The organism is Dorea sp. AGR2135 (assembly GCF_000420885.1).
Lineage (GTDB): Bacteria > Bacillota > Clostridia > Lachnospirales > Lachnospiraceae > Dorea > Dorea formicigenerans.
On sequence record NZ_ATVU01000012.1, the window covers coordinates 86,794 to 100,000 of the forward strand.

Genomic DNA, 13,207 nt, shown 5'->3' on the forward strand with positions numbered 1-13,207 from the left:
AAAAGTCTGTCAGCGCTTTCTTTTCTATCTGTATCAGAGCAGCAAGAATGTGCCGAGGCACATTCTTTATTACATGCGAAGATAAGGAAAATAAGGGAGAAAAATATATGAGCTTTGCACATTTACATGTTCATACAGAGTACAGTCTGCTGGACGGATCCAATAAAATTAAAGAGTGTGTGGCGCGGGTCAAAGAGCTTGGAATGAACAGCGTGGCAATTACTGATCATGGCTGTATGTTCGGCGTGATCGACTTTTACCGTGCTGCCCGTGCTCAGGGAATCAAGCCGATCCTTGGCTGTGAAGTCTATGTGGCACCAGGATCCAGGTTTGACAAAGAGGCTGTAGGAAGCGGAGATGACAGATATTATCATCTGGTTCTCCTGGCAGAAAATGATGAAGGATACCACAATTTGATGAAAATTGTATCACGTGGTTACACAGAAGGATATTATTATAAACCACGTGTGGATCTGGAGCTTTTGAGGGAATTTCACGAAGGAATCATCGCGCTTAGCGCGTGCCTGGCAGGTGAGGTTCAGAAAAATATCACAAGAGGCATGTACAGTGAAGGAAGAGCAGCAGCTCTTAGGTATGAGGAAATATTTGGAAAAGGAAATTTTTTCCTGGAGCTGCAGGATCATGGGATTCCGGAGCAGCAGACGGTCAATCAGGCATTGATGCGCATGTCACAGGAGACGGGAATTGAACTGGTAGCAACGAACGATATACATTATACTTATGCAGAAGATGCGCGGGCACACGATATCCTGCTCTGTATCCAGACAGGTAAGAAGCTGGCAGACGAGGATCGTATGCGCTATGAGGGCGGACAGTATTATATCAAGTCAGAAGAGGAAATGAAGAAGCTGTTCCCATATGCATTGCAGGCTCTTGAGAACACACAGAAGATTGCAGACCGTTGTGACGTGGAAATCGAATTTGGTGTGACCAAACTTCCAAAATACGATGTTCCGGATGGACTTTCCTCCTGGGAATATTTGAACAAATTGTGTTACGAAGGGCTGGGAAGACGTTACTCGAATCCTTCACAGGATTTGAAAGACAGACTGGACTATGAACTGTCAGTTATTCACAAGATGGGCTATGTCGATTATTTCCTGATTGTGTGGGATTTCATTCACTATGCAAGGTCACAGAAGATTATGGTCGGACCGGGACGTGGTTCCGGTGCCGGAAGTATTGTGGCGTATTGTCTGGAGATTACAAGTATTGACCCGATTAAATACCAGCTTCTGTTCGAACGTTTCCTGAATCCGGAGCGTGTGTCCATGCCCGATATTGACGTGGATTTCTGTTACGAGAGGCGTCAGGAAGTGATCGACTATGTAGGAAGAAAGTACGGCGCAGACCGAGTCGTTCAGATCGTCACATTTGGTACACTGGCTGCCAGAGGTGTGATTCGGGATGTAGGACGTGTGATGGATCTGCCGTATGCATTTGTAGATAATATAGCGAAGCTTATTCCGAAGGAGCTGAATATTACTTTGGATAAGGCACTCAAGACCAGCTCAGAACTTCGCAAGTCCTATGAGGAAGACCCACAGGTAAAAGAACTGATTGACATGTCCATGCGTCTGGAAGGACTTCCAAGACATACTTCCATGCATGCAGCCGGAGTTGTTATCAGCCAGAAGCCGGTAGAAGAATATGTGCCGCTGTCACTTGGATCAGATGGATCTGTAACGACTCAGTTCGTAGCGACCACGCTGGAAGAGCTGGGACTTTTGAAAATGGACTTTCTGGGGCTTCGCACCTTGACGGTGATCCGGGATGCAGAGAAGCTTGCAAGCTACAGTTCCGGAAAAGAGATCAACATTAACAAGATTAATTTTGATGATAAAGCAGTACTGGATTCTATTGGAACGGGAAAGACAGACGGTGTGTTCCAGTTAGAGAGTGCAGGAATGAAGAACTTTATGAAAGAGCTGAAACCGCAGAGTCTGGAAGATATTATCGCCGGAATTTCCCTGTATCGTCCGGGGCCGATGGATTTTATCCCTCAGTATATTAAAGGAAAAGAACATCCGGAGCTGATCACCTATGACTGCCCACAGCTAGAGCCGATCCTGTCGCCAACTTATGGCTGTATCGTCTATCAGGAGCAGGTGATGCAGATTGTGCGTGATCTGGCAGGATATACCCTTGGACGAAGCGACCTTGTGCGCCGCGCTATGTCCAAGAAGAAAGCCGATGTCATGGCAAAGGAACGCCAGAATTTTGTGTACGGAAATCCGGAGGAAGGTGTACCAGGCTGTATTGCAAATGGTATTGACGAGAAGACTGCCAATAAGATTTATGATGAAATGACAGATTTTGCCAAGTATGCGTTTAACAAATCCCATGCGGCGGCATATGCGGTCGTTTCTTACCAGACAGCATGGCTCAAATATTATTATCCAGTAGAGTATATGGCAGCTCTTATGACCTCAGTCATTGATAATCCAGGAAAGGTAGCCGAGTACATTTACAGTTGCCGCCAGATGGGGATCAAGATTCTGCCGCCGGACATTAACCATGGTTACAGCAGCTTTTCTGCAGATAACGGAAGTATCCGGTACGGACTGGCAGCGATCAAGAGTATCGGCAGACCAGTCATCAAAGAAATCGTTGCAGAGCGGAAAGCAAACGGAGAGTTTAAGAATCTGAAAGATTTCATTGAGCGGATGTCAGGAAAAGATATCAATAAGAGAACGATTGAGAACTTTATCAAATCCGGTGCATTTGACGAACTTGGAGGAACAAGAAAGCAATTCATGGTCATCTATGTACAGATTCTCGACCAGGTGAACCGGGAGAAGAAAAATTCCATGACAGGTCAGATGTCTCTTTTTGACATTGTAGGAGAAGAACAGAAATCCGAGTTCGATATTCCGCTGCCAAATGTAGGTGAATACGAGAAGTCTACGAAACTTGCTTTCGAAAAAGAAGTGCTTGGAATTTACTTAAGCGGACATCCGATGGAAGAGTACGAGGAGCAGTGGAGAAAAGGCATTTCCAAAACGACACAGGATTTCCAGTTTGATGAGGAATTGGGATTTTCAAGAGTCAGTGATGGCGCAGCAGAGATCATTGGTGGAATCATTGCGAGCAAGACAATCAAATACACGAAGAATAATAAGACCATGTGTTTCCTGACGATCGAAGATATTATGGGATCAGTAGAAGTCGTTGTATTTCCAAGAGATTATGAGCGCTATCATCAATATCTGGAAGAGGAAAATGTTGTCTTTGTTAAGGGACGGGTGTCAGAAGAGGATGAAGCCTCCAGCAAACTGATCTGTGAGAAAGTCATTCCATTTGGACAGAAGAAACAGGAACTCTGGATCCAGTATCCGGATAAAGAAACATTTCTTCAGGGAGAGAAGATGCTATATGATATGCTTGCATCTTCCGATGGAAATGATGAAGTGATAGTATATTGTAAGGCAGAGCGGGCGGTAAAACGCCTTCCATCTAACCGAAATGTGAATATAGAACCTGGATTACTAAGCAGGCTTATGAATTATTTTGGTGAATCTTGCGTAAAAGTGGTGGAAAAACCATTGAAAAGCTAAGGCAATTCATATACAATGTAGCGTGAAGGGTTAAATAAATAACGAAATAAATATGTTGCTGATCAAAGAGGTGAAAAGCAACTCTACGATGGAGGAGAAGAATCATGGCAGAAAGAATCATTCGTACAATAGGTGTATTGACAAGTGGAGGAGATGCTCCGGGAATGAACGCGGCAATTCGTGCTGTTGTCAGAACTGCACTTGGAAAAGGTGTGAAAGTACGAGGCATCAGAAAAGGTTATAAGGGACTTCTCAATGAGGAAATCATCGATCTGGACGCAGGAGATGTATCAGACATTATTCAGCGTGGAGGTACAATTCTTCAGACGGCCCGTTGTAAAGAGATGATTACAGAAGAAGGTCAGCAGAAAGCAGCAGCTATCTGTAAAAAGTATGGAATTGACGGTCTGGTAGTAATTGGAGGAGACGGATCTTTCCGTGGAGCGCAGAAACTTGCATATCTTGGAGTGAATACGATTGGAGTTCCGGGAACCATCGATCTTGATATTGATTGTACAGAGTATACGATCGGATTTGACACAGCGGTAAATACAGCTATGGAGGCAATTGATAAAGTCCGTGATACATCTACTTCACACAGCAGATGTTCTATTATTGAAGTTATGGGACGTGATGCAGGATACCTGGCTCTGTGGTGCGGTATTGCAAATGGAGCTGAACGTATTCTCCTTCCTGAGGAAGAAGGATATGATATTGATGATATTATCGATGATATAAAAGAGTCTAAAAAAAGAGGTAAGAAGAACTACATTATCATCAATGCAGAAGGTGTTGGTGATTCTGTGAATCTTGCAAAGACAATCGAAGAAAGAACGGGCATGGAGACAAGAGCAACTATCCTCGGACATATGCAGCGTGGTGGAAGCCCGACATGTAAAGACCGTGTATATGCATCTATCATGGGATCCATGGCAGTAGATCTTCTCTTAGAAGGAAAGACAAACCGTATCGTAGGTTACAGACACGGTGAATATGTAGATTTTGATATTGAGGAAGCACTTGGAATGCAGAAAGGAATCCCTGAATATCAGTACGAGATTTCCAAGAAGCTTTCTCTGTAAAGCCGGCAGGAATAGAAGTGATGATGTCCGCCGGACTTCGAGAATGAGGAAAGATAAAGATTTATGACGAAAAATGTATTAGTTACAATATCCGGACTTCATTATGATGACAGTGTGATGATGGTGCAGGAGGAGAATAGTAATGAGGCAAACTCCATAGAGGTGACAACTCCTGCCACCTATTATCTGAAAAATGGGAAACATTACATAGTTTATGATGAGATAGTAGAGGGAATTCCGGGGACGATCAAGAATCGGATCAAAATTGATGAAGGAAAGCTTTTAGATATTACAAAAAGCGGAATTACTAATTCGCATATGGTATTTGAGACCGATAAGATTAATGTGACTCCATATCAGACTCCATACGGAGATCTGCTTCTTGGCACATATACGAAAGGTATGGATATACAGATTGAAGAGGAGCGCATCGAACTTCAGGTCAGATATTCTCTGGATATTAATGGAGACAAGGCCGCAGACTGCGATATCCGCATTCTGATAGAAGCGAATGAATAAGAAGGATAAAAAAATGAGTATAAAAAAGGGGCTGTGAAAAACAGCCTCTTTTTTTGGATTTTATTTTCTATGCTTTATTTTTTATCTTTTTTAAATCTGGCAAAAAATCCTTTTTTCTTCTCTGGTGTCTCCAGTGCACCACGCACGCCCTTAACGCCGGTAATGTAGATACCGCTTACTGTTGCTTTTACTTCTTTTTTAACAGGAATGAGCGGATAAATCTGAGCATCACACATCAGTGTCATAATTCTCGGTCCGACTTTCGCCTTGACAACCGGAACTTTAGAACGGCGGAGATACTTTGGGGTATTGTCGATGACAATCTGTGGAAGACCAGAATCCTTTAACTTCATCTTGCCCTTATCGATGATCAGCATAGATACTGTCTGTGCAACAGCATCTAACTGCTCCTGCTGTTCAGCCTGTTTTTTTTCAGCTTTCTTACCCAGGAAATACAGCACAACACAAGCGATTATCAGTACGACTAAAATTACCAGTAAAACAATCGATAATGTACTCACGAGTAACCCTCCTATATTTATCTAATGTCATTTACACAAATCCCATTGTATCATTCTTTAAGTGGAAGTGCAAGGAAAAACGTCAGTTACTGCGCGTGCAATTATGAAATATATGTGAAAAGTATTTGCAACATTTGGGAAATGTGTTATAACTAGAAGTAGCGTTTTTTCGAGCGTGAAAAGTAATTTTAAATTATAAAACGAAGTTTTAAAGGGGTAAGAAGATGAAGAAGAGATTAGCAGCACTTTTCTGTGCAACACTTGCAGCTTCCATGATTCTTGTGGGATGCCAGGCAAGTAAAGGATTAGAGACAGACAATCTGAAAATCACACAGTATAAAGGCGTAGAAGTAAGCGCAGTAGCTAAACCGGAAAAAGTGACAGATGACGATGTAGAACAGTATATTCAGTCTCAGCTTACAAGCTCTGCAACGACAACAGAAGTGACAGACCGCGCAGCACAGAAGGGAGATACTGTAGATATCGCATTTGCAGGAACCATTGACGGAGAAGCATTTGACGGAGGCTCTTCTGATAGCTATTCACTGGAACTGGGTTCTGGAAAGATGATCGATGGATTTGAAGACAGCATTATCGGACATAATGTGGGAGAGACGTTTGTATGGGACGGAAAATTCCCAGACGATTATAAGTCAACAGATCTTGCAGGAAAAGCATGTCAGTTTACGATTACTGTAAATTCTATCTCAGAGCAGAATGTACCGGAACTGACAGACGAGTGGGTTGCGAATAATTCTAAAAGTTCTAAGACTGTAAAAGAATATAAGAAAGAGATTAAAAAGACACTGGAAGATCAGAAGCAGGAAGACTATGATAGTACTTTGAAATCAGAGGTATGGCAGGCAGTCGTAGATAACACAACTGTTCAGAAGTACTCTAAGAAACAGCAGGAGAAGATTGACGAGATGAAGAATTCTCTGATTGATTCTTACAAATCTTACGCAGAGAGTCAGGGAACTGATTATGAGACTTACATTACATCTTCTGGCCAGTATACAGTAGAGAGTTTTGAGCAGAAAGTGGAAGAGGCAGCTCAGGAGTCTGAGAAGCAGACTATGATTGCTGAGGCTATTGCAGACAAAGAGAAGATTAAATTAGATGACAAGACATATAAGAAGATGTTAAAAGAGTATGCTAAGACATATGGATTCGAAGATGGTGACGCCATGGAAGAGGCATATTCAAAAGATACTTTAAAAGAGGCAATGCTCACAGATCTGGTAAAAGACTGGCTGGTAGATAACTGTATCCAGAAAACAGATAATTAAGAATAAAATGAATCTATCGGAGATTGAAAATAAATATAACGAAAGAATAACATACATCAATCAAGGATTAATGTCATTAGACAATTAACAAGAAAGCACTGATTAATCAGATAACACATGATTCATCGGTGCTTTTTTTGTACTTTTAATAGAATAATTGGAAAATTATACTAATATATGTATAAAATTGCACAAGTAGAAGTGTAATATAAGCTTGAGTTATATGCATTATTTAGGTATAATAAAGAAAGCACGCTCATGGAAGGGCGTGTAAACTCAAGAAGAAAGGTGAGAGGGAAATGAACGAAAAGAATGAGTTTAAACCGTATATCCCGGCCGATAGGGTTATGCCGGAGCTTACGGTAACTTCCATTGTAATGGGAATGCTTCTGGCTGTAATTTTTGGTGCAGCAAACGCATATTTAGGACTTCGTGTAGGTATGACTGTATCTGCGTCTATTCCGGCAGCAGTTATCTCTATGGGAGTGATCCGCGTGATCATGAAGCGTAATTCCATTCTGGAAAGCAACATGGTTCAGACAATCGGTTCCGCCGGAGAGTCTCTGGCAGCAGGAGCCATCTTTACAATGCCGGCTCTGTTCCTTTGGGCAGAAGAGGGCCTGTGCGATATGCCAAGTCTTGTAGAGATTACACTGATCGCACTTTGTGGTGGAGTCCTTGGAGTACTCTTCATGGTACCACTTCGTAATGCGCTGATCGTAAAAGAGCATGAGACACTGCTTTATCCAGAGGGAACTGCTTGTGCAGACGTACTTCTGGCAGGAGAAGAAGGAGGAGCCAATGCTTCAACAGTATTCTCCGGTATGGGACTTGCGGCAGCATTTAAATTCGTTGTAGACGGACTGAAAGTACTTCCGTCTGACGTAGCATTTGCATTTAAGTCATTCAAAGGTGAGATTGGTATGGAAGTATATCCGGCACTTCTCGGTGTTGGTTATATCGTAGGGCCACAGATCGCTTCCTACATGTTTGTAGGATCTATAATCGGCTGGATGGTAATCATTCCTCTGATTTGTCTGTTCGGACCAGATACATGGCTTTATCCGGCAGATGTAGGAAAAACAATTGCTGATCTTTATGCAGCTGGCGGAGCAGCAAAAATCTGGAGTACATATGTAAAATATATCGGTGCAGGAGCAATCGCTACAGGAGGAATGATCTCCCTGATCAAATCTCTGCCACTGATCATTACAACATTCCGTGACTCTATTAAGAGCATGAAAGGTGGAAAGAATACCAATACAGCTCGTACAGCTCAGGATCTTCCAATGCAGATGATCCTGTTCGGAATCGTAGCTATGATTCTTATCATCTGGGTAGTGCCTGCAATTCCGGTAACATTACTTGGAGCAGCAATTATCGTAGTATTTGGTTTCTTCTTTGCAACTGTATCCTCCCGTATGGTAGGTCTTGTGGGAAGTTCTAACAACCCGGTTTCCGGTATGGCTATCGCTACACTTCTGATTGCTACAATGTCAATCAAAGCAAGCGGTAAGACAGGAATCGACGGTATGACAGCAGCTATTGCAATCGGATCAGTTATCTGTATCGTAGCAGCTATCGCCGGTGATACATCACAGGATCTGAAGACAGGATACCTGCTTGGTGCAACACCTAAGAAACAGCAGATGGGTGAAATTATCGGAGTTGTTGTATCCGGTCTTGCAATCGGTGGAGTTCTGTATCTTCTGAATGCAGCCTGGGGATACGGTGGAGCAGAAGTACCTGCACCACAGGCAACACTGATGAAGATGATCGTAGAGGGAATCATGGGTGGAAACCTTCCATGGAACCTGGTATTTATCGGAGTATTCTTAGCAATTGCACTTGAAATCTTAAGAGTACCGGTTATGCCATTTGCTATCGGTCTGTATCTTCCAATTTACCTGAATGCATCCATCATGATCGGTGGTGCTGTTCGTATGTTCATGGATCGTCGTAAAAATGTTGACGAGGAGACAAAGACAAAGCAGACAACAGACGGAACACTGTATTGTGCAGGTATGATCGCAGGAGAAGGACTTGTAGGAATCCTGCTTGCAATCTTCGCAGTATTTGGAATTAACGTAAGTATCGGAGAAAGTGTAAACTTTGGTAACATCGGTGGAGTTGTACTGATGGTTATCATGATCTTATGCCTTCTGAAATTCTCTCTTTGGAAAAAGAGTAAAGAGAAATAATGAAAAAGAATAAGAAAAATAAGCAGCAGATCAATTATCTTGACCTGATTCCGGTGAGACCGGAAAAACTCGGCTGGCATATAGACCGTCGGGAACGGGTTGTATTAGAAGTGAAGAATGAAGGCTTTTTCAATCGGATCGCACAGACATATTTCCGCAGACCACAGACGACGAAAGTTCATCTGGATGTGCAGGGAAGTTATCTGTGGCCGTTGATCGACGGGGAGCGGACAGTGATGGAACTGGCCGCCCTTCAGAAAGAACATTTTGGAGAAGCAGCAGAGCCGCTGTATCCAAGAATTGTGAAATATTTTCAGATTTTAGAGAGTTATCATTTTATCAGCTTTAAAAATATGGAAAAATAATTATCTGTACTGCAGATATTCGAGAAACCGCTTTACCGCAAGGGAAGCGGTTTTCTTGCTTCTAAGAGCCAGCCCTACACGGCGGTAAGCCGGAACATCTAATTCCTTTGTAAGAATGCGATAAGGGATTCGTTGCAGAATCAGTTGTGGAAGTACACTGATGCCAAGCCCCTTTTCGACCATGGACATAATTGCGTAATCATCCCATGTCATAATATGTACCTTCGGATTCAAACCACAATTACTAAAGATGTCTGTGGCATCAGAATTAGCTCCTCTGGAAAGAAGGAGAAATGGAGCAGATACCAGTTCTTGAACCGGGAATTTTTTACAGTCTGCCAGTGGATGATGTTCAGGTATAACAGCCATCAGCGGGTCAGCTTCTAAAAAAACAGTTTCCAGTTCAGGATTTATTGTCGGGAGGCGTAAAAATCCACAGTCTACCCGGCCGGAAACAATCCAATTTTCAATTTCGGCGTAATCACCAAGTAGAAGTTCAAAATCAATATTCGGAAAATCTTTCTGAAACTGTTGGATTATATTCGGCAGCCAATGTGTGGCAACACTGGAAAATGTACCAATTCGAATCAGACCAGACTGCAGGCCATGGAGCTCATCCACCTGCATCTGCAGCTTTTTGTATTCGGCACAGACATTCTGTGCGTAAGGAAGAAGTCTCAGTCCATCAGAAGTCAGACGGACACCACCCCTGCCGCGTTCCAGAAGAATTATATTCCATTCCTGTTCCAGATCTCCGATCATTCGGCTGATTCCGGACTGCGAGTAGGAGAGTGCTTCGGCAGCTTTTGTGAAACTGCCATATTCAACAGCCTTAAGAAAGGCCTGGTATTTTTGGATGTTGACGTCCATATGGGCTCCTTTCAATTTGAAAAAGTCAGGACGGTATTTGTAACAGAAGAGCTATATCATGTGTGAATTATAAAATTCACACATAGTGATAGTTTTTTAAAACAAATACCTGTGTATTTTTATCATAATGATGCGTCGCGAAGTATAGATTTGCTGTAGCGTGAGCGTGCCTTCGAGAACCTGTTTCATGGACGCGCATTATACAGTGTTTTAATCAATCTTGTATAAATATCAATGTATGAGAAAAAATCATGATACATATGAGAAAGATACGCTTTTGTAATCTGTAGCTCTATGGTAAACTAAGTGCAGATGAAATGCAAGAGAGAGCGAGGATTTTTATTATGAAACCTTATCAGAACAGAATTGTTGTTAAAGTTGGTACATCAACACTTACAAATGAGCTTGGAAAGAGTGACCTTCGTTGTTTTGACAGACTGGCATGTGTGCTGTCAGATATCCAGAATATGGGATATGAAGTGATTCTTGTATCTTCCGGTGCAATTGCAGTTGGAAGAAATAAATTAAAAATGAAGACTCAGCCGACAAGTATGCGCCACAAACAGGCAGCCGCAGCAGTTGGACAGTGCAGTATCATGTTCCTGTATGATAAGTTCTTCGGAGATTATGATAAGACGATTGGTCAGATTCTTCTGAATGCTGAAGATATTGAACAGGAAGAGAAAAAAGACAATCTGATCAATACATTTGACGCACTTTTAGAGATGGGAGCCATTCCAATTGTAAATGAGAATGACTCTGTAAGCTATACGGAGATTGAATCTAATGACCGACTTTTTGGAGACAACGATATGCTGTCTTCTGTAGTAGCGGTTCTGTGCCGCGCAAACAAATTAGTGATTTTTTCAGATATTGATGGATTCTACAATTGTGATCCAAGACTTCATCCAGATGCAAAGCTGATTGAAGAGATTGATAAGATTGACGACGAAGTGTACAAGCTTGCCGGAGGTGCGGGATCCAGACGCGGAACAGGAGGAATGCGTACAAAACTCCAGGCAGCAGCACTTGCAACTTCGCAGGGAATCGACACCATTATTACGAATGGAAAGAACCCGGCAGCACTCTATGATATTATCGAAGGAGTTCCGGTAGGTACGAAATTTAAAGCACAGTAAAAGTATGTCATGCAATTGCATGACGCGCACCTCGCAGCAAGAATGCCGAGGCATTCTTGAATGATTAAAGAAGGGAATTTGTAAAATGAAAAAATTATGTTCCATACTGCTGATCACTGCGCTCTGCGTTAGTCTGGTCGCATGTGGTTCCAAGAATAAGGAGAAGAGACAAGTGAATTCGATTATTACAACTATGGGAAATAATGCTTCATTTCCGTCTGCTGTAAATGTATTTTCTACGACAGATCTGGAAGGCAATACAGTCACCAATGATATCTTTTCACAGGCAGATTTAACAGTCGTGAATTTCTGGGGAACATTCTGCAATCCTTGTATCAATGAGATGCCGGAACTTGCAAAGTGGAATGAGGAAATGCCTGACAACGTACAGATGCTTGGAGCAATCGTAGATGTAGAAACTGTAGATTCTGACGAATATGCACTGGCACAGCAGATTGTGGAAAAAACGGGTGTAACTTATGAAAATGTTATTGCACCGGGAGCATTTGACCAGTTCATTAATAAACTGGCAGGCGTTCCGACAACAGTATTTATTGATAAAAACGGAAAAGTTGTAGGAGAAGCTATTGTAGGTGCGAAGGTAGAAGAATACAAACAGCAGGTAGCGGATTATTTGAATGAGCAGAAATAACAAGATTGCAGTGCAGGTATTAGGTTTCTGTGTGGCGGCAGTTATGATTATATATGGTGTTAGCCGGGGAGAAACAGCTATCATATTTAATAAGGCGGTGAATATCTGCCTGGAATGTATTGGGTTAGGATAAGTGATATGAAGATTAATCAGGAAATGAAACGAAAAATTGTTCAAGTAGCGGCATTTGTCTACTCGAATACATATATTGGAAATTTCGTATCAGGTCAGATTTACAAAGGAAGCTGGAAACAGTTCTGCAATCCCGGAATGAACTGTTATTCATGTCCGGCTGCAAGACTTGCCTGTCCGATTGGAGCTATGCAGGCAGTCAGTGGTTCTTTCCATTTTCAAAGAAAAAATTATGGAAATGGCTTACTTATGTAAAATATGTGTTGATGGCAGTGTTTGTCGTTATCATGCCGGTTAAAAAAAACTTGCGTCTCCTGTGGAAAATGTCATAACATATGTCCGATGGATGTAGATCCAGTGAAGAATTCCAAATCTGCAGAGTGCATACGATGTGGAAAATGTGTGGCATCATGCCCGAAAGAATCACTGGCTTTGAAGTTCGTATATGGAAAAAAGGGATAGCTTCATAAATGTCTTCAGAAAATAAGTTCAGAAAATAAAGCATCAGAAAATAAATTCGTAACAGTTCAGCCTTCCGACTGACCCAACACCCCTACCCCGGCTAAAAAATAGCCGGGGTTCCAACAAAAAGTTTCTTTAAATTTTCTATTAATCCGAGATTTCTTCTTTTTAACGTTTCTACAATAGTGAGAATCGAACAATACATTTCGTTTCCACTTTCTTTTCTAAAACCACCAGACATCTTCTGCCGATTTTTCACTTTTCGCAAATCCCTTTCGCTCATATTATTGTCAAAAGGGACTGAAAAATCGTACATAAATAAAAGATGATTAGACTTGTAGTTTTCCAATCGGTTTAACAAGGTCTTTTCATCACTTTTTGCATACTCATGCGAAGT

14 protein-coding genes are annotated in these 13,207 nt (G+C 42.0%); 11 read left to right on the plus strand and 3 right to left on the minus strand.

Annotated features, from left to right (window positions below):
- The first annotated feature begins 107 nt into the window (after window positions 1–107).
- The 3 genes from G593_RS0109300 (at window position 108) to G593_RS0109310 (ending at window position 5,179) form a co-directional block, all read left to right on the plus strand.
- A complete protein-coding gene (locus G593_RS0109300; protein ID WP_029731514.1) occupies window positions 108–3,578 on the plus strand; it encodes a DNA polymerase III subunit alpha in 3,471 nt (1,156 codons plus the stop codon).
- 104 nt (window positions 3,579–3,682) lie between these two features.
- Window positions 3,683–4,660 carry a 6-phosphofructokinase gene (gene pfkA / locus G593_RS0109305; RefSeq protein WP_022278515.1) on the plus strand — a complete coding sequence of 326 codons (978 nt, stop codon included), beginning with the start codon at window positions 3,683–3,685 and terminating at the stop codon, window positions 4,658–4,660.
- A gap of 63 nt (window positions 4,661–4,723) precedes the next feature.
- Complete coding sequence (locus G593_RS0109310; RefSeq protein ID WP_029731516.1) at window positions 4,724–5,179, plus strand: DUF1934 domain-containing protein; 456 nt, start codon at window positions 4,724–4,726, stop codon at window positions 5,177–5,179.
- Window positions 5,180–5,253: 74 nt separating this feature from the next.
- Here G593_RS0109310 and G593_RS0109315 read toward each other — a convergent pair whose 3' ends face one another.
- Complete coding sequence (locus tag G593_RS0109315; RefSeq protein WP_005333284.1) at window positions 5,254–5,700, minus strand: hypothetical protein; 447 nt, start codon at window positions 5,698–5,700, stop codon at window positions 5,254–5,256.
- A gap of 224 nt (window positions 5,701–5,924) precedes the next feature.
- Here G593_RS0109315 and tig point away from each other — a divergent pair, with 224 nt between their 5' ends.
- The 3 genes from tig (at window position 5,925) to G593_RS0109330 (ending at window position 9,555) form a co-directional block, all read left to right on the plus strand.
- A complete protein-coding gene (tig, locus tag G593_RS0109320; protein ID WP_029731518.1) occupies window positions 5,925–6,989 on the plus strand; it encodes a trigger factor in 1,065 nt (354 codons plus the stop codon).
- 299 nt (window positions 6,990–7,288) lie between these two features.
- Window positions 7,289–9,190, plus strand: a complete 1,902-nt coding sequence (locus G593_RS0109325; protein WP_005339595.1) for an OPT family oligopeptide transporter — start codon at window positions 7,289–7,291, stop codon at window positions 9,188–9,190.
- Entirely contained in the window at window positions 9,190–9,555 is a 366-nt protein-coding gene (locus tag G593_RS0109330) for a PqqD family protein (protein WP_005333290.1), read from the plus strand. Before G593_RS0109325 ends, G593_RS0109330 begins: the two co-directional genes overlap by 1 nt.
- On the opposite strand, the gene G593_RS0109335 is transcribed toward G593_RS0109330, so the two are convergent.
- The gene (locus G593_RS0109335) at window positions 9,556–10,425 is read right to left on the minus strand and encodes a LysR family transcriptional regulator (RefSeq protein WP_029731519.1); all 870 of its coding nucleotides are present in this window, start codon (window positions 10,423–10,425) and stop codon (window positions 9,556–9,558) included.
- Window positions 10,426–10,769: 344 nt separating this feature from the next.
- Between G593_RS0109335 and proB the strand changes: the two genes are divergently transcribed.
- The 5 genes from proB to G593_RS20810 all read left to right on the plus strand — a co-directional run bounded on the left by proB (window position 10,770) and on the right by G593_RS20810 (window position 12,810).
- Complete coding sequence (gene proB, locus G593_RS0109340; RefSeq protein ID WP_029731520.1) at window positions 10,770–11,564, plus strand: glutamate 5-kinase; 795 nt, start codon at window positions 10,770–10,772, stop codon at window positions 11,562–11,564.
- Between the two features lie 85 nt (window positions 11,565–11,649).
- Entirely contained in the window at window positions 11,650–12,216 is a 567-nt protein-coding gene (locus tag G593_RS0109345) for a TlpA family protein disulfide reductase (RefSeq protein ID WP_049946476.1), read from the plus strand.
- Window positions 12,203–12,349: a CD1871A family CXXC motif-containing protein gene (locus tag G593_RS0109350; protein ID WP_005343008.1), complete on the plus strand. Its 147-nt coding sequence runs from the start codon at window positions 12,203–12,205 to the stop codon at window positions 12,347–12,349. The genes G593_RS0109345 and G593_RS0109350 overlap by 14 nt, the downstream gene beginning before the upstream one ends.
- 5 nt (window positions 12,350–12,354) lie before the next feature.
- A complete protein-coding gene (locus G593_RS20805) occupies window positions 12,355–12,603 on the plus strand; it encodes a hypothetical protein (protein WP_005343010.1) in 249 nt (82 codons plus the stop codon).
- 21 nt (window positions 12,604–12,624) lie between these two features.
- The gene (locus G593_RS20810) at window positions 12,625–12,810 is read left to right on the plus strand and encodes a 4Fe-4S dicluster domain-containing protein (protein WP_242827073.1); all 186 of its coding nucleotides are present in this window, start codon (window positions 12,625–12,627) and stop codon (window positions 12,808–12,810) included.
- A gap of 100 nt (window positions 12,811–12,910) precedes the next feature.
- Here the strand turns inward: G593_RS20810 and G593_RS0109365 are convergent.
- The coding region (locus tag G593_RS0109365; RefSeq protein WP_155961790.1) for an IS66 family transposase at window positions 12,911–13,207 on the minus strand (297 nt) is incomplete at its 5' end.

Bases quoted from the DNA above. Each gene is read 5' to 3' on its own strand.
- G593_RS0109350 (WP_005343008.1), top strand. From the start codon at position 12,203: ATGAGCAGAAATAACAAGATTGCAGTGCAGGTATTAGGTTTCTGTGTG.
- G593_RS0109325 (WP_005339595.1), top strand. From the start codon at position 7,289: ATGAACGAAAAGAATGAGTTTAAACCGTATATCCCGGCCGATAGGGTT.
- pfkA (WP_022278515.1), top strand. From the start codon at position 3,683: ATGGCAGAAAGAATCATTCGTACAATAGGTGTATTGACAAGTGGAGGA.
- G593_RS20805 (WP_005343010.1), top strand. From the start codon at position 12,355: ATGAAGATTAATCAGGAAATGAAACGAAAAATTGTTCAAGTAGCGGCA.
- G593_RS0109310 (WP_029731516.1), top strand. From the start codon at position 4,724: ATGACGAAAAATGTATTAGTTACAATATCCGGACTTCATTATGATGAC.
- G593_RS0109330 (WP_005333290.1), top strand. From the start codon at position 9,190: ATGAAAAAGAATAAGAAAAATAAGCAGCAGATCAATTATCTTGACCTG.
- proB (WP_029731520.1), top strand. From the start codon at position 10,770: ATGAAACCTTATCAGAACAGAATTGTTGTTAAAGTTGGTACATCAACA.
- G593_RS0109345 (WP_049946476.1), top strand. From the start codon at position 11,650: ATGAAAAAATTATGTTCCATACTGCTGATCACTGCGCTCTGCGTTAGT.
- tig (WP_029731518.1), top strand. From the start codon at position 5,925: ATGAAGAAGAGATTAGCAGCACTTTTCTGTGCAACACTTGCAGCTTCC.
- G593_RS0109335 (WP_029731519.1), bottom strand. From the start codon at position 10,425: ATGGACGTCAACATCCAAAAATACCAGGCCTTTCTTAAGGCTGTTGAA.
- G593_RS0109300 (WP_029731514.1), top strand. From the start codon at position 108: ATGAGCTTTGCACATTTACATGTTCATACAGAGTACAGTCTGCTGGAC.